The sequence below is a fragment of the Sphaerisporangium rubeum genome (assembly GCF_014207705.1).
In the GTDB taxonomy this organism is placed as follows: domain Bacteria; phylum Actinomycetota; class Actinomycetes; order Streptosporangiales; family Streptosporangiaceae; genus Sphaerisporangium; species Sphaerisporangium rubeum.
Window position 1 is genome coordinate 3,073,657 of the sequence record NZ_JACHIU010000001.1, and the last position, 22,340, is coordinate 3,095,996.

Consider the following 22,340-nt stretch of genomic DNA (forward strand, 5'->3'; position numbering starts at 1 on the left):
CGGCCCTCAGGCGGGTCGTCAGGCCGGCAGGGTCTCGCGTGCGGTGCCGGCGTCCGCGCGCGGGTGGACCCGGCCGCGGACGGCGAGCCCGAAGGCGGCGACCAGCAGGCCCGCGATCCCCGACAGCACGAACGGCCCCGCGGGACGCCACACGTCGTACAGGATGCCGCCGAGCCCGGAGACGATCATGATGCCGGCCGCGCCGCAGAGGGTGTGCACCCCGAACGCCGACCCGCGGACCGCGGCCGGCACCTGCTGGGCCAGCAGCGGGCCCGCCGTGGTGATGCCGGCGATCTCGCCGACACCGATCAGCACCGCGACGATCATCATGCCGGACCCGAGCGGGTCGCTCACCAGCAGCGTCGACAGGTACGCGGCGGCGGCCACCGCCTGCGCGAGGATGACGAGGTTCTGCCGCGGCATCCGGTCGCCGAGCCAGCCGAACACCGGCGCGCACAGCAGCGCGACCGTCTGCGAGATCCCCACCACCGCGCCGGCGCGTGCCACGGCCTCGGCGCTGGACATGCCGCGTTCCGCCACGGCGAAGTCGGTGATCCACAGCGTCATGAAGCCCACCACGATCGCGAGGTCGGCCCGTGCCACGAACGACGCGGCGTACGACAGGGCCACTCCGGGGTCGCGGGCCAGCACCACCCCCTCACGCACCAGGCGCGGCAGCGGCACACGTTCGCCGCCGGCGGCGGTGACGGCGGGCTTGGCCAGCGTCACCCACAGCACCGCGGCGAGCACCACGATCCCGGCCGCGATGAGCAGGAACGCCAGCCGCGTCGCCGCCACCGGCGCCAGGCCGCGCGACTCGAACATCTGCGGCAGCCGCGCGAGCAGCAGCACGGCGACCACCGCGCCGATGCCGCCGAACACGCCGATCAGGCCGTACGACTTGCCGCGTGACCGGGTGCGCACGTAGTCGATCGCGACGGTGGACAGCATCGCGTTGATCGCGGCCACGCCGAGCCCGAACACCACCCGCAGCGCGACCAGCACAGCCGTGTTCCCCGCGAACGGGAACAGCGCGACGCCGAACGCGCACAGCGCCAGCCCGGCCAGCACGACGATCCGGCGTCCGAAGCGGTCGGCGAGCGCGCCGTACCACGCCAGGCTGACGATCATCGCCAGCTCGGCGGAGAAACCGAGCAGGCCGACGACCCGGCCCTGCGCGGAGTCCGGCACGCCGAGGACGGTCGTCAGGATGTGCGGCTGGGTCGAGGGCAGGAACGAGATGACCGCGGTCCCGGCGGTCGCCATCGCCAGCAGTGCCCACATGTTGCCGCGGGTGATCCCGTCGGCGAGCTGCGCGCCGAGTACTCGGCGCGTCCGGTCTGCGGCCATGGGAGGATCATGACATTCTGCGGGGGGACTGCAACGCTTTTACCGACAAGTCGGGTTTTTTGCCTCCGGACGGTTAGGATCCAACCGCGTGACGCCGAGACCAGGAGGACACCGATGAATCCTGCCGCGATCGGAGGCGGTTTCAACCCTAATATCCCCAATGCGGCGCGGATGTATGACTATTTCCTCGGCGGCAAGGACAACCTTCCGGTGGACCGCGAGGCCGCACAGCAGGTACTGCGTTTCGTCCCCGAGGTCCCGATAGGCATCCGCGAGAACCGCGCCTTCCTGCAGCGCGCCGTACGCTACCTCGCGGGACAGGGCATTCGCCAGTTCCTCGACATCGGCGCCGGCCTGCCGACCCAGCGCAACGTGCACCAGGTGGCGGGGGAGTACGCGCCAGGCGCGCGCACGGTGTACGTCGACAACGACCCGCAGGTGCTCGCGCACGCACGCGCGCTGCTGCAGGACAGCCCGCTGGTGCTCGTCGCCGAGGGGGACCTGCGAGAGCCCGGCCACATCATGGACAACCCCGACATCCGGGCCCACCTGGACTTCAGCCAGCCGATCGCCGTCCTGATGCTGGCCATCGTCCACTTCATCCCCGACTCCGACGCGCCGAAGGACATCATCGCGCGCGTCACGCGGTCGCTGGCCCCCGGCAGCTACCTCGCGCTCTCCCACGTGGTCATCGACGAACGTCCCACGGCCGCTCCCGGCGTGGAGCGCGTCTACCAGAGCGCGTCCGCTCCGTTCGTGCCACGCCTGTCGAGCCAGGTCACCCCGTTCTTCGACGGTCTGGAGATCGCCGACCCCGGCATCGTCAACCTGCACGAGTGGCGTCCCGACTCCGACTACGTCACCCCGCCTCTGCTGCAGATCGCCTCGTACTTCCTCTGCGGCGTCGGCCGCGTACCCTAGATGTGATGGACTTGACCTCGAACAGGGAGGTCATCATGTCCGGACCGATCGTGGCCGGGGTGGACGGTTCGGGGCCGGCCACCGCGGCGCTCGAGTGGGCCGCCGAGGAGGCGGCGCGGCGCGGGGTGCCGCTGCGGGTCGTGCACGTGCGCGAGCCGTGGGCCGGCGAGGAGGAGCCGCATCTGGACCTCGCCGACGGCGAGCACCGTGAGGTCCTCGCCGAGGCGGCCGACGCGGCGCGCAAGCACACGCCGGGGGTCGAGGTCACCACGGCCCTGGTCGCCGGCACGGTGGTCGGATCGCTGCGTGCGGAGTCCGAGACGGCGGCGCTCGTCGTCATCGGCAGCCGGGGCGGGGGAGGCTTCGCCGAGCTGCTGCTCGGCTCGGTCGGCATGGGTCTCGCCGGTCACGCGCGCGGGCCGGTCGTCGTGGTCAGGCAGGTTCCCGAAGGGCCGCGCGGTGAGGTCGTGGCCGGGTACGACGGGTCGCCGCACGCCGAGACGGCCGTGGCGTTCGCCGTCGAGGAGGCCGCGCTGCGCGGCGTGCCGCTGCGCGTGCTGAGCGCCTGGCCCTCGCCGCCGGTGGCGCCGTACTCGCTGACGTTCGGCGACCTGGTCCAGGCGTCCTTCGACGCCGAGGTGGGCCGGCTGCGCGAGCGCGTGGACGCGTTGCGCGAGGAGAACCCAGCGGTCGACATCCGTGACGAGGTGGTCGTCGGCCACCCCGTTCCCGCGCTCACCGAGGCCTCGGAGCAGGCCGACCTGGTCGTCGTCGGCTCGCGAGGCAAGGGCCCCCTCGCGTCGGTGCTCGGCTCGGTGAGCCACGGGGTGCTGCATCACGCGCGCTGTCCCGTCGCCGTGGTCCGGCCTCCTGAGCAGGACTGACCTCCTCGCCGCGCGACCTCCCCCCGGGTCGTGACGGTCACCCTTCGCCTGTGACCGTCACGCCGGTGCGGGTGCCGGGGTGAGGAACCGTATGGTGTAGGACATCCTGCCTGGCAGGTCCGGCGCCGTGCAGACCAGCACCGGACACGGCGCGCCGCTCAGCACGGACGTGACCGTCGAGCCGTCCAGCGGCCGTCCGCCGTAGCCGGCGCCGATCACCAGCAGTTCGGCCTCCGCCGCGTGCCGGGTGAGCACGTCCCCCGGCCGGCCGGACGCGATCAGGCAGCGCGCCGCGACCGGATCCGCCGGGCCCAGCACCGACGCCACCAGCTCGTCCAGTGCTCTGCGCGCCGCCTCGGTGACGACCTCGTCCTCCTTGCCGACCCGCACGACGTCGAGCCGGGCCCGCCGTTCCCGTGCCTCCTCGCCGGCCCTGCGCAGCGCCGCGATGGCGTGCGGTGTGTCGTCCATCCCCACGACGACGTATTCAGGTGGAGACATACGGTCTCTCCCCTTTCGTTGGGCTCCGACCGGAATCGCACTCCGCGCCGGAGCCCCGGCACGGGACAGTGCTCACATTTGCCACCTCGACCACATTGCCGCCAGGGGCCGCGACCAGGCAGGGCCGAACGGCCGCTCGTTAAAGGCCGTTAGCCCTGCAAGCGACACCCACCGATAAAACCAAATAATTGCCACTAATACCGCGAGAATCAGCACATCTCGCGTCAGTTATTTCCGGACACTTCCCCAGGTTTCGGTCAATTGGTGGCGTTGGCGGATCTAATCCTCCGTGAAGGCCTCAGACGCGCGCGGCCAGCGGGACCATGCCGGCCACGGCCTCGGCGCAGGGCCAGGAGAACGCGACGGCCGCGCCGCTGTGGCCGTAATTGTGGATCACCCGCGACCCGCCGATGAGCTCCTCCTCCAGCCGGATCGCGGCGCGGGAGGCACGGAACCCCACCTCGACCGACAGGACCCGGGCCGTCGCGATCCGGGGCTCGACGGCGGCGCAGCGAGCGATGATCTCCTCGGTCTGCACCGGGTCAGGGGTGCGCGACCAGTCGTCGCGGCCCGCGGTGCCGCCGAGGACCAGGCGCGGGCCGTGCGGCATGAACATCGTCATCGCCTTGGCCCGGCTGAACTGGAAGAAGTACGTGTCGAGACCGGGATTCTCCACCACCACGTGCTGTCCCCGCACCGGGTGCACATCGGGATCCGGCACCAGATGAGCCGCCTGCGCACCCGCGCAGTCGACCACCACCGGCGCCAGCGCCGCCGCCTCGGCCAGTGACTCAATCCTGCCGATCTCCAGCTCACCCCCGGCGGCGGCCAGCCGGTCGGTGAGGTACCCGAGGTAACGCGGCATGTCCACGACCGGCGTCGACAGCCAGAACGCCTCGGCGAACCCCGCGTGCTCCTCCGGCGAACACGGCCGGAACCCCGGCAGGCCTCCGGCCCACGACACGTCCTGCTCGCGGTGGCTCACCCACCGGCCCGCCATGACCGACACCCCGGTCCCCGGCCGCTCCGCGAGCGCGGCGAACGCCGCCACCCCTTCACGGTGCCACCGCGTCGTGGTCTCGATCGGCGGCCAGGCGTCCGCCTCGTCCGGCGGCGCCAGCGACGGCCCCATGAGCACCGCGAGCGCCACCGCCGACGTCGTCTCCAGCGGCGGCTCCGCCGCGCGCACCACCACCCGCCGTCCCCGCTCCGCCAGGCACACCGCGGTGGTCAGGCCGATCACCCCGGCACCGATGACCAGCACATCAGGACGCCGCACCACGGCACACCCTCCTCGGCCAGGGAACGGAGGCCGGCCCTGCCCCCACGCCAGCATCACCGCCGTACCACGGCGGTTCAACCGGCAGGCGGCCACGCAGGGGTACCCCTACCGCGCCGGTCCGCTAGTACATTGGCGCGTGTGCCGAGCGGTGGGGAGACGGGACGGGTGACGGCGGGACGGCTGGCGTGGCTGGACGCGTTGCGCGGCCTCGGGGCCATGGCGGTGTTCGGCGAGCACATGATCCCGTGGGTGGTCCCCTCCGTGCGCTCCTACCAGTTCAGCCTCGGCATCTACGGCGTGCTGGTGTTCTTCCTGGTGAGCGGCTACATCATCCCGACGTCCCTGCGGCGGCACGACGACCCCGGCGCCTTCTGGATCGGCCGGCTGTCCCGGCTGTACCCGCTGTACCTCGCGGTCTGCGCACTGGTGCTCGCCGTCGCGCCGTGGGTGCCGCCACGTCCCACCGTGGTGGCCGACCCGTCCGCGGTGCCGGCGCACGCCACGATGCTGCTCGACGTCCTCGGGGTCGGCGGTCTCGCTGACACCATGTGGACGCTGTCGTACGAGATGGTGTTCTACCTGCTGGTCACCGCCTTGTACGTCGTCCCGTCCCGCGCGGGCCGGTCGTACCGCGCGCCTGCCGTGCCGCTGGCCCTCGGCGCCGTGGCCGCGGGTCTGCTGCTGGCCGGGCCGCCGCTGTCCGGCACGTGGCTGCCGTGGGTGGCAGGCGCGGTGTTCGCCGCCGGGCTGGCCTGCCTGGTCGCGGGCCGGTACACGGTCGCGGCGGCCGGCGCGCTCGGCCTGACGGCACTGGGTTTGCTCGTGCTGAGCAGCCGCGTGCCGTGGTTCGGGCTCGCCGTGGTCGCCGTGATGTTCGCCGGCACCGCGATCCGCCGCTGGGAGGACGGCGAGGGGACGCTGTGGCCGGTCGCCGCGACCGCCGCGCTCGTGGTGCTGGCCCCGGTGACGGCCGTGCAGGTGGGCTGGTGGTGGGTGCGGCCGGACGTCTGGATCCTCACGATCGCGCTCGCGGCGGCGACGTTCGCCGGTGGCATGGCGCTGCGGGGCCGCCGCCTGCCGCGTGCGCTGGTGTGGCTCGGCGCGGTCAGCTACTCGGTCTACCTGCTGCACCACCCGCTGCTGAAGTACTTCGTCGAGCTCACCGGCGACCTGCGCGCCGCACCCCTGCACATCCAGCTCACCATGGCGGCCCTGTTCACCACGGCCGTCCTGCTGGCCGCCACCGTCACCCACCGCCTCGTCGAACGTCCCGGCCAGGCCCTCGGCCGCCGCCTGATCGCCCGCCGCCGCGCCACCCGCCCCGCGCCGTCCGAGCCGGCCACCGAGACCGCCTGAACGACCCCGGCCGGCCCGCCGTCCTCGCCGGGTCGCGCCGCGCGAGTCGTCAGGTCAGCCGCCGGTCTCCTCGTCACCCGGCACCCGCAGGAAGGCCGGGGTGACCTCGGTCCACGCCGGGACGCGCAGCGTGTCGAGCGCCGCCGCGATCTGCCGCTCCTCGTACGAGAAGTGCGACTCCAGGATCGCCGCCAGCCCGTCCAGCTCGCCGAGCACCTCGCGTGCCTGCGTCTCCGGCACCGGCGGCGCGACCCCGTCGAGCAGGGCCTCCATGCGCCGCAGCAGGCCCGCCACCATCGTGTGGTCGTGTTCGAGCCGCTCGATCACCGGCCGCAGCCGCGGATGGCCGCGCGCCAGCTCGGGGAACGCGCCGTCGTCCTCACCGGTGTGATGTCGCTCGACCGCCGCGCAGAACGCCAGGCAGTGCGCGCGCAGGTCCCGTGACCGCTTCCCCCGGCCCGCCAGATGAGCCCCGGCCTCGTCCCGCAACCGGTCGAGCTCGTCCCGTAACGCGTCGTGCACCTCGACCAGCCGCGCACCGAACGCCGCCAGCCGATCCTCACCGGAAGTCCCCATCGCCCCGCCATGATCCCACCGCCGGCCGTACCCACGCCACCGTTCTGTCGGTCCCTTCCCCTAGGGTCCTCGTGAACGCCGAGGAAACGGGAGGCCGCCATGCGCGACGACGACGTCCTGGCACGCGTACGAGAGATCTGCCTGGCCCTCCCGGAGGCCGTGGAGAAGCCCTTCGGCGGCCACACCGCCCCGTCGTTCCGCGTCCGCGACAAACTGTTCGTGATGACCAGTGAGGACGGCGCCACCATGACCTTCAAGGCCGCCCCCGGCATCCAGGAGGCCCTGGTCTCCTCCGCTCCGGACCGCTACTTCGTCCCCGCGTACGTCGGCGCCAAAGGCTGGGTCGGCGCTCGCCTCGACACCGGCCAGGACTGGCCGGAGCTCGCCGAGCTCATCGAGGACAGCTACCGCCTCATCGCCCCCAAACGCCTGTCCGCGCGGCTGGACACCCCCGGCGACCGCTGACCGGCCACCCGGGCCGGCACCCGGAGCCATGCGCGCGACCTCCGGCGCCGGCCGTCACGGCGATCCCGTGCGGATCTCGCGGGCCAGCCGCCGCAGCCACGGCTGCGCGAAGGCCGGCTCGGTGGTCAGATGCCGTGCCACCGCGGCCCGCACCTGCGGGGACCGGCCCCGCTCGACGTACGCCACCGCTTCGGCCAGCGCCTCCCTGACCTCCTTGGTGTGCCTCGGCCCGGTGATCTCTTCGTCACCCCAGGACGCGCGCCGGAACGACGGCGCGATCTTCTCCTGCTGGTTCCCGAGGTACACCCACACCGGGAAAGGCAGGGACACGTTGACGACGGCGGTCCTCGGCAGGTCGCGCGTCCAATCGGCGTCCTGCCACCAGCGCCACGCCTTCGGGCTGGTCCGCTGCCTGATGGTGACCCCGAGGAACCGCAGCTTGAGCCGGATCACGTCCCACTGCTCCCCCTCCTCCTCGATCCAGTCCCGCAGCAGTTCGTACAGGTTCCCGAACGTCTCGCCGCCGTACACCAGGTCGGCGAACACCATCGGCCGGGACCGTCGCGCCAGCTTGTACGGGCTCACCCCCATCGCCTCCAGGTTGACCCGCAACTGCCGCACCTCGTAGGGCCGCAGCGGAGTCTCGTACCGGTACGCGAACGGCAGCAGCCGCACCCGCCTCGGCCGCGACGACCCGGCGAGCACCCCCGACAACAGGTCGAAGACACTGTCACCGGACCTCCCCACGAAGTACAGATCCCCGTCACCACTGCGCGCCAGCACCTTCGCCGCGCACTCGGCCATCGCCTCCAGAAAAGGCGGCTCCGCCTCGGGAACACCGTCCAGCAACCCACCGAGCTGATCCCGCCGCACCAGATCCCACCGGAACGGCTGGTAAGCGATAGTCATCCCTCCATGCTCCCGAACCCACCCCCGCCACGGCATCGCATTTTTCCCGCCACCACCCCGCCAGAGGCGCTCCCCACCGGCCCGCCGCCACCGGCCCGCCGTCCGGGACGGGCCGGTGGCGGTCCGGTCAGGTCATGAACGACTCCACGGCCGCCACGGCCCGGCCGATCCCGCCTTCCGCTCGTACGGCGGCCCGCAGGTCCGCCACACGGGCCGCGACGTCCGCCGAGCCCGCCACGTGTTCCACCGCCTCCCGCAAGGTCACCGCGTCGACCCGGTCACCGGGAAGCCGGACCCCCACGCCGAGCTCCTCCAGCCGCTCGGCGTTCCCGAACTGGTCCACGGCCTGCGGGATCGCCACGGTCGGGACCCCGTACCAGAGCGACTCCGCGCAGCTCCCCATGCCGGCGTGCGTGACGAACGCCGACGCCACCTCCAGCACGGCCGGCTGCGGCACCCTGCGGTGCACCTCGACCCCCGGAGGCGGCGTCCCGAGGACGGCGGGGTCGACCCGGTCCCCGATCGCCATCACCACATGCCAGTCCGACCCCGCGAACGCCTCGAAGCAGGCCCGGTAGACGTGCGGCTGCTCGGTGTAGGCCGTCCCGAACGAGACGAGCAGCACCCGCCGGCCGTCCCGAGGCGGCACCCACGCACTCTCCGCGACCCGCGCCGGATCCAGGCACGGCCCCGCGAACCGCACCCGTGGCGGGACCTTCTCCGCGTACGGCTGCATGACCCGCGGGATCAGCGCGATCACGTCCCCGGGTGACCCGAGCCACTCCCAGGCGTCGGTGCCGATCCCGTTCTCCCGGAGCCACCCGCCGAACGCCGCGTGATACGCCTTCCCCGGCGCCGACCCCCGGATCGCGGCCATCACCTCCGCCATGTCGGCCTCGTACCCCTCCCACGCCACATAGGTGGGGGAGAGCTGCACGGCCGTGACGCCGTACCGCACCCCGAGCACCGGCCCGGCGAGCCCGCCGATGTCGTAGAGGATCAGATCGGGCCGATCCCCGTCGAACCTCTCGGTCAGCCCCGGGAACACCGCGACCGCCTCGTCCAGGAACACCCGCATCGCGTCGGCGGGGTCCTGCGGCCACGCCTCGTCGCCGAGCGGCAGCCGCGACGGATGCGCCACCACCTCGGCTCCGGTGCCGGCCACCAGCTCGCGCAGCGGCTCCCCGACGACGTAGCTGACCCGGTGTCCCCGGTCGACGAGTTCCCTGACGACCCCCAGGGAGGGATAGATATGGCTCGGCGCGGTGCAGCCGACCATGATGATGTGCTGACCAGTACGCATACTTTTTCGTCCTGCCTGATCCCGAGTGGACACACTCAGGCGGCGCGCAGGAGACACCCCGCGACGGGGTCGTCAGAAGGGGTCCACCCGACCCACGAGTGGACCCGGCAAGTCACGCCGCCTCAGGCGCGGCGCAGACGAATCGAGTCGATCACAACCGGCAGCCTAGCCACCGGCCACCGGCACAGCCACCGGATTTCCCCTCGCCATGCGCTCACGGACCTTCCGGTAGACGGACACACCGTTCGCCGAGCTCCTGAGCTCCTCGTACGGCACCGCGTATCCTGCCGGCGGCGGTGCAGGGAGCGCTGGACGGTGGCGACCCGGAGACGGAGGCGGGACGCTGTTCACGGGTGCCGCTTCCCGGTGGGGGCCGCATGAGTGGTGGGCGATACTGGGATTGAACCAGTGGCCTCTACCGTGTCAAGGTAGCGCTCTCCCACTGAGCTAATCGCCCCGGAACTGCCCCTCGCGGGGGGTTGAGGTGGAGACGGGATTTGAACCCGTGTACGCGGCTTTGCAGGCCGCTGCCTCGCCTCTCGGCCACTCCACCGGGTTGGATCTCTCCGAGCGGACGACGGGATTCGAACCCGCGACCCTCACCTTGGCAAGGTGATGCTCTACCAGCTGAGCCACGTCCGCGTGTCATCGCCTGGGCCGGAGTCGGACTCGGCGACGGGATGGAACTCTATCGGAGTTTCGTAGTTGTGCCTAACCGGCGCGGGTCGTGGCGGTGATCTAGCCGGTTCTGGAGCCTCGGAAGGTGCGCGAGACGCTGCGCTCCAAGGCGGGGAGGGTGAGGAAGATCTCCAGGATCCTGGTCAGGCGGTGGACCTCGATGCGGTGGAACGGCGGGCCGTCGGCGCGGGCCAGCACGAAGGTCAGGGCCAGCGGGGGGAGAGGTGCGGCGATGACGTGGAGGCCGTCGTCCATGGTCATGGCCTGGGGACGCGGCGGGGTCACGGCGGGGAAGGTGATCTCCTCGGGGGCCCGCCAGCTCTTGTGCGCGACGGTGCGCGGAGGCCGTTCGGTGGCGACGGCGGCCCAGTCGGCGCTGAACAGGACCGGCAGGGAGTCGATCAGGGTGGCGAGCGCGCGGTCTCCGGCGGTGGTGATGTATTTCAGGACTTCGAGCTCGGGATAGGTGCCGGGGGCCTCGCGGGTGGCCCAGACGCCTTCGACGCTGATGCCGGGGACGGCCTCCAGCGCGTCGGCGAGGGTCTGGCGGGTGGCGGAGTCGGGCCAGTGGACGGTGAGGTCGTCGACGGCGCGGCCCTCACCGCGTTCCAGCACGGTGAGCTGGATGATGTCGGCGCCGGCGACGCCGAGCACGCGGGTGACCTGGCCGAGCGACCCCGGCCGGTCCGGGAGGGTGATTCGCAGGCGCAGGAGCATCCGCCGGCCTCCGGTCTGTCGAAGTGTCAGGTAAGGCGGCCTGTGCCTTCAGGGTAGCCACAGACGGCCGGTGGCGGTGCGGCGGGTGACGCGGGTCACGCTCACGGCAGGGGTGGTGCGGGTCGCTCCTCCCGGTTGAGGGAAGAATCACCTGGAAAACGGGGGATTTTGGAAGCATGGAGCGGTTCGCGGAGATCGATGGGGGAGCCGGCGGTGGACGGCGCGGAAGATGGTGCAGCCGTGTTTGGGCTGGGGAACAAGCCTGGTTCGGGTTCGGGTAGAAAGGACCGGGTGAAGATAGGCGCGATAGATGTGTGGCCTCCTGTGGTGCTTGCGCCGATGGCGGGGGTCACCAACGGCCCCTTCCGTGAGCTGTGCCGTGAGCAGGGCGGCGGGCTGTACGTCTCCGAGATGATCACCAGCAGAGCGCTGGTCGAGCGGAACCCGAAGACGATGGCGATGATCCGCTTCGGGAGGGACGAGACGCCGCGCAGCCTCCAGTTGTACGGCGTCGACCCCGAGACCGTCGGCCGGGCCGTGCGCGTCGTCGCCGAGGAAGGGCTGGCCGACCACGTCGACCTGAACTTCGGTTGCCCGGTGCCGAAGGTCACGCGGCGCGGCGGCGGTGCGGCGCTGCCGTACAAACGCGAACTGCTGCGGGCCGTGCTGCGGGCCGCGGTGGCCGGCGCCGGCACGCTGCCGGTGACCATGAAGATGCGCAAAGGCATCGACGACGACCACTTGACCTACCTGGCTGCCGGCCGGATCGCCGTGGAGGAGGGGCTGAGTGCGATCACGCTGCACGGCCGCACGGCGGTGCAGCACTACGGCGGCGTGGCCGACTGGGACGCCATCGCGCGGCTCAAGGACGCCGTGCCGGAGATCCCGGTGCTCGGCAACGGCGACATCTGGACCGCCGCCGACGCGCTGCGCATGATGGACCGCACCGGCTGCGACGGCGTCGTGATCGGCCGGGGCTGCCTCGGCCGTCCCTGGCTGTTCCGCGACCTGAACGAGGTGTTCGACGGCGGCGACGCCGCCGCGGCCCCCACTCTCGGTGAGGTCGCCGCCACCATGGCCCGCCACGCGCACCTGCTGGTGGAGTGCTTCGGCCGCGAGCCGCACGGCGTGCTGGACTTCCGCAAACACGTCGGCTGGTACCTCAAGGGCTTCACCGTCGGCACCGAGCTGCGCCGCTCCCTCGCCACCGCGAGCACTCTCGCCGAGCTGGAAGCCCATCTCGCGCGCCTGCCGGCTGAGCAGCCGTGGCCGGGCCACGCAGCCGACGGCCCCCGCGGCGCGTCAGGCGGCCGTACCCGCGTCCACCTCCCCGAGGGCTGGCTCGACGACCCCGAGGCCCGCACCGTGCCGGTGGACGCCGAGCTGGACGTCTCAGGCGGCTGACGTGCCGCCGCGGCGGCTCACAACCGGGACAGCCCGGTCACGTGGATCACGGCCTGGCCCTCCTCGTCGGAGGCGGCGAGGTCGACCTGGGCCGTGATGGCCCAGTCGTGATGGCCGGCCGGGTCGTCGATGATCTGGCGGACGTTCCACAGATGCTCGTCCTCCTCGATCATCAGCAGCGCCGGCCCGCGCGCGTCGGGACCGGTGCGGATCTCGTCGTGCTCCTCGAAGTAGGCCGCCAGCGGCTCCTCCCAGTCGATGTCCGCCGCGGCCTCCAGGTCGTCGTACCGCTCGCGCGCGGCCAGCTCGACCAGGCGGAACATGGCGTTGCGCACGAGGACCCTGAAGGCGCGGCGGTTGGCCGTGACCGGCCGGGTCGTCTCCTCCTCGGGACGGTCGAGCGCCTCGTCGGCCGGGTTCTGGAGTTTCTCCCACTCGTCGAGGAGGCTGGAGTCGACCTGCCGGACCAGCTCGCCGAGCCACTCGATGAGGTCGTGCAGCTCCTCGGTCTTCATGTGGTCGGGGACGGTGCGGCTCAGGGTGCGGTAGGCGTCGGCGAGGTACCGCAGCACGGCGCCTTCGGAGCGGGCCAGCTCGTAGTACTGCACGTACTCGCCGAAGGTCATGGCGCGCTCGTACATGTCGCGCACCACCGACTTGGGGCTGACGGCGTGGTCGCCGACCCAGGGGTGACCGCGGCGGTAGGTCTCGTACGCGCCGAACAGCAGCTCCTGCAGCGGCATGGGGTAGGTCACCTCGGTGAGCAGCTCCATGCGCTCCTCGTACTCGACGCCGTCGGCCTTCATCTGGGCCACGGCCTCGCCGCGCGCCTTGTTGAGCTGGGAGTGCAGGATCTGCCGGGGATCGTCCAGCGTGGACTCCACGATGGACACCACGTCCAGGGGGTAGGTCGGCGACCCGGCGTCCAGCAGCTCGAAGGACGCCAGCGCGAACGTCGACAGTGCCTGGTTGAGCGCGAAGTCCTCCTGCAGGTCCACGGTGAGCCGCGCGCGGCGGCCCTGCTCGTCCGGCTCGCGCAGCGTCTCGACGACCCCGCCGGCCAGCAGGGACCGGTAGATCGCGATGGCGTGGCTGATGTGGCGGCGCTGGGCCCTGCGGTCCTCGTGGTTGTCGGTGAGCAGCTGCTTCATCGCCGCGTAGCAGTCACCCGGCCGGTTGATCACCGCGAGCAGCATGGCGTTGCTGACCTTGAACCGGGACGTCAGCTGCTCGGGCTCGGCCTTCTGCAGCCGCTCGAACGTCTCCTCGCTCCACGCCACGAACCCCTCAGGCGCCTTCTTGCGCACCACCCGCCGCCGCTTCTTGGGATCGTCCCCGGCCTTGGCCAGCGCCTTCTCGTTCTCCACGACGTGGTCGGGGGCCTGGCACACGACGTACCCGAGGGTGTCGAACCCGGCGCGGCCGGCGCGGCCGGCGATCTGGTGGAACTCGCGGGCCCGCAGCAGCCGCACGCGGTTGCCGTCGTACTTGCTGAGCGCGGTGAACAGCACGGTGCGGATCGGGACGTTCACCCCGACGCCGAGCGTGTCGGTGCCACAGATGACCTTGAGCAGCCCGGCCTGCGCCAGCCGCTCCACCAGCCGCCGGTACTTCGGCAGCATGCCGGCGTGGTGCACCCCGATGCCGTGCCGCACCAGCCGCGACAGCGCCTTGCCGAACTTGGTGGTGAACCGGAAGTGGCCGATCAGCGCCGCGATGGCTTCCTTCTCGGCCTTGGTCGACATGTTGACGCTCATCAGTGCCTGCGCGCGCTCCATGGCCGCCGCCTGCGTGAAGTGCACGACGTACACCGGCGCGGACCCGGTGGACAGCAGCTCCTCCAGCGTCTCGTGCAGCGGCGTGACACGGTAGCTGTAGTACAGCGGCACCGGCCGGGTCGCCGAGCGGACCACCGCCGTCTCGCGGCCGGTGCGCCGCGTCAGGTCGGCCTCGAACCGCGTCACGTCCCCGAGAGTCGCCGACATCAGGACGAACTGCGCCTGCGGCAGCTCAAGGAGCGGCACCTGCCAGGCCCAGCCGCGGTCCGGCTCGGCGTAGAAGTGGAACTCGTCCATCACGACCTGACCCACGTCGGCCCGCGCGCCGTCGCGCAGCGCGATGTAGGCGAGGATCTCGGCCGTGCAGCAGATGATCGGCGCGGTCGCGTTGACCGCCGCGTCGCCGGTCATCATGCCGACGTTCTCGGTGCCGAACACCGCGCACAGATCGAAGAACTTCTCCGACACCAGCGCCTTGATCGGCGCGGTGTAGAACGTGCGCCTCCCGGCGGCGAGCGCCGCGAAGTGGGCCCCCGCCGCGACCAGGCTCTTGCCGGACCCGGTCGGCGTCGCGAGGATCACGTTGTTGCCGGAGACGACCTCGATCAGCGCCTCCTCCTGCGCCGGGTACAGCGTCAGGCCGCGTCCGGCGTTCCACTCGGTGAACGCCTCGAACAGCGCGTCGGGGTCCGGGGTCTCGGGAAGGTTCTCCAGGAGGCTCACACGTCAATAGTGCCGAAGTCCGCGCGATGGTCCAGCCACCCTGTGGACGACGGTTCCCGATCGCGGTGGCCCGAGGGGTCTCAGGACGGTCCCCGCCGGGCCGCCTCGCGGACGGCCGGCTCCATCGCCGGCCCCGGCATGCACACCACCGGGGGGACCCCGGCCTCCGTCATCTCCCGCAGCCGCCGCAGCGCGCGCATGGACGGCGAGCCGGGCTCCACGGTGTACACCACGAGGCGCTGGTCCCGGTCGGGGACGTCCAGCACCTGGCACACCACGTCCAGCGGCCCCACCAGGGGATGCTCCAGCCGTTTCGGCTGGTCGCGCCGCACCGCCACCTCGTGCGCGGCCCACAGCGCCGCGAACTCCGGGCTCACCGCGCGCATCTCGGCCACCAGGTCGCCGATCCCCTTGTCCTCGGGGTACCGCGCCGCGGCGGCCCGCAGGTCCGCCACGCACAGCCGTGCGAAACGGCTCTTCTCCTCGCTCGCCATGTGCTCACGCAGGGACGGCGAGGTGAACACCCACCGCACCACGTTGCGGCGGTCGGCCGGCACCGACTCCAGGTCTCCCATCAGCGCGGACGCCAGCGCGTTCCACGCGAGGATCTCGTACCGCGCGTCCACGACGTACGCCGGGACGTCCGTCATCTGCGCGAGCAGCCGCCGGATGCCGGGTGGCACGTCCTGCCTCGGTCCGGCGGCGGGACGCAGCGGCGTGGGACACGCCAGGTTGTACAGATGGGCCCGCTCGTCGGTGGTGAGCATCAGGGCCCGGCTGAGCGCGTTCAGCACCTGCCGGGACGGCACGGGGCCCCTGGCCTGCTCCAGCCTGATGTAGTAGTCCACCGACATCCCGGCGAGCTGCGCGACCTCCTGCCGCCGCAGCCCCGGCGTGCGCCTGCGTCCCCCGTCGGGGAGCCCCACGTCGTACGGCCGCACCTTGGCGCGGCGGTCGCGCAGGAACCCGGCCAGATCCTCACGGTTCATGTACCCAGCATGGCGTCCGCGCGGCCCCCGTGGGTGGTACCGCCGATCCCACCTCACGGCGCATGGTGGTACCGCCGGTACCAGGGCCGGGAGTTCTCTCCTCGGGCCGCGCGGCCCGCAGCAGGGTGGTCGGCATGACGAACGCACTGATCACCGGAGCGAACAAGGGAATCGGCTTCGAGATCGCCAAGGAGCTGAGCGGACGGGGTGTCACGGTGCTGATCGGGGCCCGCGACGAGGAGCGAGGCCGCGCGGCGGCGGAAAGGCTCGGCGCGAGGCACGTCCGGCTGGACGTCACCTCGGAGGACTCGGTGAAGGCCGCCGCCGCCTGGATCGAGGAGGAGTACGGCACGCTGGACATCCTGGTCAACAACGCCGGCGTCATCGTCCCCCAGGACGACATCCGGCCGAGCGCCACCCCGCTGGAGGTGCTGCGCGCGACCTACGAGACGAACGTGTTCGGCGTGGTGGCCGTCACCAACGCCATGATGCCGCTGCTGCGCCGCGCGCCGGCCGCGAGGATCGTGAACATGTCCAGCGGCCTCGGGTCCCTCACCCTGGGCTCCGACCCGTCCTCGCCGTACTTCGACCTGAACCTGATGACGTACAACTCCTCCAAGGCCGCGCTCAACATGGTCACCCTGGCCTACGCCAAGGAGCTGCGCGACACCACCATCAAGGTCAACGCCGCCGACCCCGGGTACTGCGCGACCGACCTCAACCAGCACACCGGCCACCGCACCGCGGCGCAAGGCGCGGCGATCGCCGTACGGCTGGCGCTGCTCCCCGGCGACGGCCCGAGCGGCGCCTACATGGACGACGAGGGGAACATCCCGTGGTGAGGCTCACAACCCGAGGTCGTCGAGCTCCTTGATCAGGGCCGCGCGGGAGGGGTCGGCGGACGTGGCGGGTCCGCCGGCGCTCCCCGGGGCAGGACCGGCGACGCCTCTCGCGGCGGGACCGGCGACCTGGCGGGGGCCGGCCGCCGGACGCACCCGCCGCTCACGGAACAGCCAGCCGCCGAGGATGCCGCCGGCGAACCCGAACAGGTGGCCCTGCCAGCTGAAACCGTCGGACGGCAGCAGGCCGGTGAACTGGTAGGCGAAACACAGGCCCATCACCAGGCCGACCACGATGTCGATGGTGTGCCGGTCGAAGACGCCGCGCACCAGGATGTAGCCGAAGTACCCGAAGACCACGCCGCTCGCGCCGGCCGTCACGGTGCCGGGCCCGGCGACGAACCACACGCCGAGGCCGCTCGTCACCGCGATCAGCGCGGTCACGCCGAGGAACCGCACGACCCCGCGGTAGGCGGCGAGGAAGCCGAACACGAACAACGGGCCCGAGTTGCCCTCGATATGTCCCCAGCTCCAGTGCAGGAACGGCGCGGTCACCACGCCGGCCAGCGCTCCCGGATCGCGCGCCACGATGCCGAACGCGCGGCTGAGCAGGTAGCCCGACAACGCGTTGAAGATCTGGACGACCCAGATGAAGGCCAGGAAGCCGACCATCACCCAGAAGGCCTTCCTGGCCTCCGCGATCATGATCTCGGCCGTGCGGTCGCCGCCGCCGCTCATGGAGCCTCCCTGGCCGCCGCGCCGTCCCGGCGGGTCCGGGGCGGCCGGGAGTCCCGTGTCCGGCCCTCCCGCGCCGCCATTGTGGCAAACGGCGCGGGGCCGGGCCAAGGTCAGGAGCCGGTGCGCTCCAGCACGACCACCGGGATCGGCCGGTCGGTCTTGGTCTGGTACTCGTCGTACTGGGGCCAGGTGGCGGTCATCAGCCGCCACAGCTCCGGCTTCTCGTCCGGGCCCGCGGTGCGCGCGTTGGCGGCGAACCTGTCACCGAGGACCTGCACCTCGACCTGGGGGTCGGCGACCAGGTTGTGGTACCAGTGCGGCGAGTCGGGGGCCCCTCCCTTGGAGGCCACCACCACGTAGTCGTCGCCGTGCTTCTGGTAGATCAGCGGCGTAGTGATGGACCGGCCGCTCTTGCGTCCGGTGGTGGTCAGGAGCAGCACGGTGGTGCCCTGCCAGTCGTGCCCCTCCTGCCCGTCGGTCTCCCGGTACTTGTCGACGTGCTCCTGGCCGAAGAGGAACTGCTGCGCCATGGCCCTCAACCTCCTGCTATATGAATCCGTCTCAACCTCGGTGATCTCGGCAACCGGATCTCGTCCGAGATCATTCCGGTCCCTTCCCCGCAACCGGGTAGGCATGCCGTACGAAGGGGGAGGACAGGGAGGACGCATGAGGTGTCTGGTGACCGGCGCGACCGGCTACATCGGCGGACGCCTGGTGCCCGAGCTGCTCAAGGCGGGGCACGAGGTGCGGTGCATGGCGCGCTCGGCGGGCCGGCTGCGCGACCAGATGTGGCGTGACCGGGTGGAGGTCGCCGAGGCCGACGCCGCCGACTTCGAGGCGACCCGCGCGGCCCTCGGCGGCGTGGACGCGGCCTACTACCTGATCCACACCATGGGCTCGGGCCGGGACTTCGCCGGACGCGACCGCCGCGCCGCGCGCACGTTCGCCGCCGCCGCCAAGGAGGCCGGCGTACGGCGGATCGTCTACCTCGGCGGGCTCACGCCGGTGGACCGGCACGGCGGCGAGGCGGGGGTGCGGACGTCCGCGCACATGCGGTCACGGGCCGAGGTGGAACGGATCCTGCTCGGCTCCGGGGTGCCGGTGGTCGCGCTGCGCGCCTCGGTGATCATCGGCTCGGGGTCGGTGTCGTTCGAGATGCTGCGGCACCTCACCGAACGCCTCCCCGTGATGACCACCCCCAAATGGGTCGCCACCCGCACCCAGCCCATCGCCATCCGCGACGTGCTGCGCTACCTCGTCGGCGCGCTGGACATCCCGCCGGAGGTGAGCCGCGGCTTCGACATCGGCGGCCCCGAGGTCCTCACGTACGCCGGCATGATGCGTGGCTACGCCGCCGAGGCCGGCCTGCCGCCACGCTGGATCATCCCGGTGCCGCTGCTCACCCCCGGCCTGTCCAGTCACTGGGTGGGCCTGGTCACCCCCGTGCCGGCCGGGGTGGCCCGTCCCCTGGTGGAGTCGCTGCGCGAGGAGGCGGTCTGCCACGAGCACGACATCGCACGGTACGTCCCCGACCCTCCCGGCGGCCTGGTCGGGTTCCGCGAGGCGGTACGCCTGGCGCTGCACCGCATCAAGGAGGCCGACGTCGCGACCCGCTGGTCCTCGGCCGCCACCCCCGGCGCGCCGAGCGACCCCCTGCCGACCGATCCCGGCTGGTCCGGCGGCAGCCTGTACGTGGACGAGCGCTCGGCGGACGTGGACGCTCCCCCCGAGGCGCTGTGGCGGGTCATCGAGGGGATCGGCGGCGAGCAGGGCTGGTACTCGATGCCGCTGGCATGGGAGGTGCGCGGGCTGCTCGACCGTTTCGCCGGGGGAGTGGGCCTGCGCCGCGGCCGGCGCGACCCCGGCCGGCTACGGGTGGGGGACGCGCTGGACTTCTGGCGGGTGGAGGAGATCGAACCGGGCCGTCTGCTGCGGCTGCGCGCCGAGATGCGCCTGCCGGGCCTGGCGTGGCTGGAGCTGTCGTGCCGTGACCAGGACGGCCGCACGGTGTACGGTCAGCGGGCACTCTTCCATCCGCGCGGCCTGCTCGGCCACTTGTACTGGTGGGGGGTCTACCCGTTCCACGGGTTGATCTTCGGCAGCATGGCGCGCAACGTGGCCAAGGCCGCGGTGGAGGGACGGCGCGCGGTCTCCCCGTAACGCGGCTGAAACTTTCAGCTTTTACGCAGGTCAAAGGCCAGGTCAGCGGTCTGTCTCCACCGGGAGGGCCGGGAGGGCTCTGTGCGCGGCACGCGGTGCCGTCCTACTGTCGCGAGTGATTGGGAGCGCTCCCACAGACGTCCCCCCCTCCGGAGTCCTCATGAAACGTCATGCTCTACGGGTCCTGACGGCCGTCATCGCGGCCCTCGGCTCGGTCCTGTTGTCGGTGGCGATCGCCGGGCCGTCCCGCGCGGACACGGTCATCTGCGAGAAGTACGGCTCCACCACCATCAACGGCGGCCGCTACGTCGTCATCAACAACAACTGGGGTGACGACACCCGCCAGTGCATCAACGTCACGAACACCGGCTTCACCATCACCGAGGCCAGCCACAACAAGCCGCAGAACGGCGCACCCGGGTCGTACCCCGCCGTCTACGCGGGCTGCCACTACGCCAACTGCAGCAGCGGCAGCAGCCTTCCCATGCGGGTCACCGACAGCCGCTTCTCCACCGTCAGGACCAGCGTCAGCATGTCGGTCCCCTCCTCCGCCGGGGTCTTCGACGCCGCGTACGACATCTGGTTCGACCCGACGTCCCGCACCGACGGCCAGAACACCGGCGCCGAGATCATGGTGTGGCTCGCGCACACCGGCAACGTGCAGCCGGTCGGCAACCGCGTCGGCACCGTCAACCTCGCCGGCGGCACCTGGGACGTGTGGTTCGGCAACATCGGCTGGAACGTCGTCTCCTACGTGCGCACCTCCCAGACCAGCTCGATCGACTTCAACGTGGCGACCTTCTGGAACGACACGGTGAGCCGGGGCTACGGCCAGAACTCCTGGTACCTCACCAGCGTGCAGGCGGGCTTCGAGCCGTGGGTCGGCGGCCGGGGCCTCGCGGTCAACAACTTCTCCTACAGCGTCGGCACCGGCGGTGGCGGCGACACCAGCGCGCCGACCGCGCCGTCCAACCTGCGCGCCTCCAACGTCACCTCCAGCAGCGTGACCCTGGCGTGGAACGGCTCCAGTGACAACGTCGGCGTCACCGCCTACGACATCTACCGCGGCTCCACGCCGGTCGGCAGCGTCGGCGGCACGTCGTACACCCTGTCGGGCCTGTCCGCCTCCACCACCTACTCGTTCACGGTGCGGGCCAGGGACGCGGCCGGCAACATGTCGCAACCCTCCAACGCCGTCTCGGTGACCACCTCCGGCGGCGGCAACGGCGGCGGGTCCTGCCGGGTCGGCTACTCGGTCAGCCAGTGGAGCGACGGCTTCACCGCCACGATCACCATCACCAACACCGGCAGCTCCGCGCTGAACAACTGGACGCTCGGCTGGACCTTCCCCGGCAACCAGCGGATCACCTCCGGCTGGAGCGCGACCTACAACCAGAGCGGCTCGTCGGTGACGGCCACCAACATGTCGTACAACGGCAGCATCGCCCCCGGCGCCAACACCTCCATCGGCTTCCAGGGGACCTACAGCGGCTCCAACGCGGCGCCGTCGAGCTTCACCCTCAACGGGGCGGCCTGCTCGGTGGGCTGATCCCCCCGCAGGCAGGGGCCGGGTACGCGTCGCCGTACCCGGCCCCTCTTCTTTGCGTCCGTCTTGTCGGAAACAGCGGTGATCGGACCGGCGGATGGGGGACACTGTCCTGATTCACCGGCAGATCCCGACAAGGACTGATTTATGGCCGCGACTCGGTTGACCGCGACGGACCCGGCACCGTTCCACCTGCGCCGGAACACCCGCGACCTCGCCCGCGCGGTCCAGACCCTCGCGGGAAAGCTCCCCGCGCGCGATCTCAAGGACGTGCTCGCCAAGGCCAACCGCACCGCCGTGCGCAAAGGCTCCACCGCGGCCTTCGGCACCATGAGGCCGCTTCCCGCCGACTGGTACTGCTTCAACGCCGGCGACAACGACACCGTCGACTGGTACCCCCAGGGTGTCGCCTCCAGCTCGGAGGCCGGCCTCCCCGCCGCCAAGGCGCTCGCCGTCACCTGGTACTGGAAACCGGTGGGGGCCGCCGAGGAGCGCGGCGTCAGGGTGACGTTCCTGGACACCGCGACGGCCAGGTACCGGCACGTCCTGCTGGTCGCGCCGAAGGACGACACCTACACGCCGGTCAACATCCACGCCGGCGGCATCGCGTGGTACGGCGACCTGATCTACGTCCCCGACACCGCGCGCGGGCTGCGCGTGTTCGACACCCGGCACATCTACGAGGTGGCGGGGGACGACGACAAGGTCGGGCTGCAGAAGGGCAAGTACCACTCCTACGGCTACCGCTACGTGATGCCGCAGGTCGACTCCTGGATCCTCGCCGGCCCCTCGGGGTCGGCCAGGTTCTCGTTCGCCGCCGTCGACCGCACCACCACCCCGCACACCCTGGTGAGCGGCGAGTACGTCGCCGCCGACGAGGCGCCGCAGCGGGACGGCAGGGTGGCCAGGTGGCAGCTCGCCGCCGACGGCACGCTGCGCGCCGGCGAGGACGGCGTGGCGCGCGCCGCCGAGGCCTTCACGCTGCCGGCCGCCAAGATCCAGGGCGGGCTGTCCCACAAGGGCCGCTGGTACCTCAGCCAGGCCGGCACGTCGCGGTCCAACGGCACACTTCTGACGGCCAAGCCAGGCGAGGCGCCGGTCGCCAAGAAGTGGCCCATCGGCCCTGAGGACCTCACCTGCTGGGCCGAGCGCGGCCAGCTGTGGAGCCTCACCGAGTTCGCGGGCCGCCGCGTGGTGTTCGCCGTTCCCCTGTAGACCGCG

At 71.8% G+C, this 22,340-nt stretch carries 20 protein-coding genes and 3 tRNA genes; 9 read left to right on the forward strand and 14 right to left on the reverse strand.

What is annotated here, in order from left to right; translation table 11 throughout:
• Positions 1-18 precede the first annotated feature (18 nt).
• A complete protein-coding gene (locus BJ992_RS13140; RefSeq protein ID WP_184980806.1) occupies positions 19-1,350 on the reverse strand; it encodes an MFS transporter in 1,332 nt (443 codons plus the stop codon).
• Between the two features lie 114 nt (positions 1,351-1,464).
• On the opposite strand from BJ992_RS13140, the gene BJ992_RS13145 reads away from it, so the two are divergent.
• The gene (locus tag BJ992_RS13145) at positions 1,465-2,271 is read left to right on the forward strand and encodes an SAM-dependent methyltransferase (protein WP_184980808.1); all 807 of its coding nucleotides are present in this window, start codon (positions 1,465-1,467) and stop codon (positions 2,269-2,271) included.
• Between the two features lie 35 nt (positions 2,272-2,306).
• The gene (locus BJ992_RS13150) at positions 2,307-3,155 is read left to right on the forward strand and encodes a universal stress protein (RefSeq protein ID WP_184980809.1); all 849 of its coding nucleotides are present in this window, start codon (positions 2,307-2,309) and stop codon (positions 3,153-3,155) included.
• A gap of 57 nt (positions 3,156-3,212) precedes the next feature.
• On the opposite strand, the gene BJ992_RS13155 is transcribed toward BJ992_RS13150, so the two are convergent.
• Positions 3,213-3,656, reverse strand: a complete 444-nt coding sequence (locus BJ992_RS13155) for a universal stress protein (RefSeq protein ID WP_184980811.1) — start codon at positions 3,654-3,656, stop codon at positions 3,213-3,215.
• A gap of 298 nt (positions 3,657-3,954) precedes the next feature.
• Positions 3,955-4,935 (reverse strand): FAD-dependent oxidoreductase, encoded by a 981-nt coding sequence (locus BJ992_RS13160; RefSeq protein ID WP_343072639.1) that lies wholly within the window; start codon positions 4,933-4,935, stop codon positions 3,955-3,957.
• Between the two features lie 141 nt (positions 4,936-5,076).
• Between BJ992_RS13160 and BJ992_RS13165 the strand changes: the two genes are divergently transcribed.
• Complete coding sequence (locus BJ992_RS13165; RefSeq protein WP_343072640.1) at positions 5,077-6,294, forward strand: acyltransferase family protein; 1,218 nt, start codon at positions 5,077-5,079, stop codon at positions 6,292-6,294.
• Positions 6,295-6,348: 54 nt separating this feature from the next.
• On the opposite strand, the gene BJ992_RS13170 is transcribed toward BJ992_RS13165, so the two are convergent.
• Complete coding sequence (locus BJ992_RS13170) at positions 6,349-6,870, reverse strand: hemerythrin domain-containing protein (protein ID WP_184980815.1); 522 nt, start codon at positions 6,868-6,870, stop codon at positions 6,349-6,351.
• 99 nt (positions 6,871-6,969) lie between these two features.
• Here BJ992_RS13170 and BJ992_RS13175 point away from each other — a divergent pair, with 99 nt between their 5' ends.
• The gene (locus BJ992_RS13175) at positions 6,970-7,335 is read left to right on the forward strand and encodes an MmcQ/YjbR family DNA-binding protein (RefSeq protein WP_184980817.1); all 366 of its coding nucleotides are present in this window, start codon (positions 6,970-6,972) and stop codon (positions 7,333-7,335) included.
• Between the two features lie 54 nt (positions 7,336-7,389).
• On the opposite strand, the gene BJ992_RS13180 is transcribed toward BJ992_RS13175, so the two are convergent.
• From BJ992_RS13180 to BJ992_RS13205, 6 genes are all read right to left on the reverse strand, one after another.
• Complete coding sequence (locus tag BJ992_RS13180) at positions 7,390-8,244, reverse strand: hypothetical protein (protein ID WP_184980819.1); 855 nt, start codon at positions 8,242-8,244, stop codon at positions 7,390-7,392.
• 127 nt (positions 8,245-8,371) lie between these two features.
• Positions 8,372-9,547, reverse strand: coding sequence for a macrolide family glycosyltransferase (locus BJ992_RS13185; RefSeq protein ID WP_246496626.1), 1,176 nt, complete (start codon positions 9,545-9,547; stop codon positions 8,372-8,374).
• 382 nt (positions 9,548-9,929) lie between these two features.
• A tRNA-Val gene (locus tag BJ992_RS13190) sits at positions 9,930-10,004 on the reverse strand.
• Positions 10,005-10,029: 25 nt separating this feature from the next.
• A tRNA-Cys gene (locus tag BJ992_RS13195) sits at positions 10,030-10,100 on the reverse strand.
• Between the two features lie 16 nt (positions 10,101-10,116).
• A tRNA-Gly gene (locus BJ992_RS13200) sits at positions 10,117-10,189 on the reverse strand.
• A gap of 96 nt (positions 10,190-10,285) precedes the next feature.
• Positions 10,286-10,942 carry an ACT domain-containing protein gene (locus BJ992_RS13205; RefSeq protein ID WP_184980821.1) on the reverse strand — a complete coding sequence of 219 codons (657 nt, stop codon included), beginning with the start codon at positions 10,940-10,942 and terminating at the stop codon, positions 10,286-10,288.
• 291 nt (positions 10,943-11,233) lie between these two features.
• Between BJ992_RS13205 and dusB the strand changes: the two genes are divergently transcribed.
• Positions 11,234-12,346 (forward strand): tRNA dihydrouridine synthase DusB, encoded by a 1,113-nt coding sequence (dusB, locus tag BJ992_RS13210; protein WP_425503659.1) that lies wholly within the window; start codon positions 11,234-11,236, stop codon positions 12,344-12,346.
• A gap of 17 nt (positions 12,347-12,363) precedes the next feature.
• Here the strand turns inward: dusB and BJ992_RS13215 are convergent, their stop codons facing one another.
• Both BJ992_RS13215 and BJ992_RS13220 read right to left on the reverse strand, forming a co-directional pair.
• The gene (locus BJ992_RS13215; protein WP_184980825.1) at positions 12,364-14,847 is read right to left on the reverse strand and encodes a DUF3516 domain-containing protein; all 2,484 of its coding nucleotides are present in this window, start codon (positions 14,845-14,847) and stop codon (positions 12,364-12,366) included.
• Between the two features lie 80 nt (positions 14,848-14,927).
• Positions 14,928-15,836, reverse strand: coding sequence for a helix-turn-helix transcriptional regulator (locus tag BJ992_RS13220; RefSeq protein WP_184980827.1), 909 nt, complete (start codon positions 15,834-15,836; stop codon positions 14,928-14,930).
• A gap of 134 nt (positions 15,837-15,970) precedes the next feature.
• Here BJ992_RS13220 and BJ992_RS13225 point away from each other — a divergent pair, with 134 nt between their 5' ends.
• On the forward strand, positions 15,971-16,678 hold the full coding sequence (locus BJ992_RS13225; RefSeq protein ID WP_184980829.1) for an SDR family oxidoreductase: 708 nt from the start codon (positions 15,971-15,973) through the stop codon (positions 16,676-16,678).
• 3 nt (positions 16,679-16,681) lie between these two features.
• On the opposite strand, the gene BJ992_RS13230 is transcribed toward BJ992_RS13225, so the two are convergent.
• Positions 16,682-17,413, reverse strand: coding sequence for a rhomboid family intramembrane serine protease (locus BJ992_RS13230; RefSeq protein ID WP_184980831.1), 732 nt, complete (start codon positions 17,411-17,413; stop codon positions 16,682-16,684).
• A gap of 110 nt (positions 17,414-17,523) precedes the next feature.
• Positions 17,524-17,943: a nitroreductase family deazaflavin-dependent oxidoreductase gene (locus tag BJ992_RS13235; protein WP_184980833.1), complete on the reverse strand. Its 420-nt coding sequence runs from the start codon at positions 17,941-17,943 to the stop codon at positions 17,524-17,526.
• Positions 17,944-18,079: 136 nt separating this feature from the next.
• Between BJ992_RS13235 and BJ992_RS13240 the strand changes: the two genes are divergently transcribed.
• The 3 genes from BJ992_RS13240 to BJ992_RS13250 all read left to right on the forward strand — a co-directional run bounded on the left by BJ992_RS13240 (position 18,080) and on the right by BJ992_RS13250 (position 22,334).
• On the forward strand, positions 18,080-19,573 hold the full coding sequence (locus BJ992_RS13240; RefSeq protein ID WP_184980835.1) for an SDR family oxidoreductase: 1,494 nt from the start codon (positions 18,080-18,082) through the stop codon (positions 19,571-19,573).
• Between the two features lie 160 nt (positions 19,574-19,733).
• Positions 19,734-21,122: a GH12 family glycosyl hydrolase domain-containing protein gene (locus tag BJ992_RS13245; protein WP_184980837.1), complete on the forward strand. Its 1,389-nt coding sequence runs from the start codon at positions 19,734-19,736 to the stop codon at positions 21,120-21,122.
• Between the two features lie 144 nt (positions 21,123-21,266).
• On the forward strand, positions 21,267-22,334 hold the full coding sequence (locus BJ992_RS13250) for a hypothetical protein (protein ID WP_184980839.1): 1,068 nt from the start codon (positions 21,267-21,269) through the stop codon (positions 22,332-22,334).
• Positions 22,335-22,340: the final 6 nt, after the last annotated feature.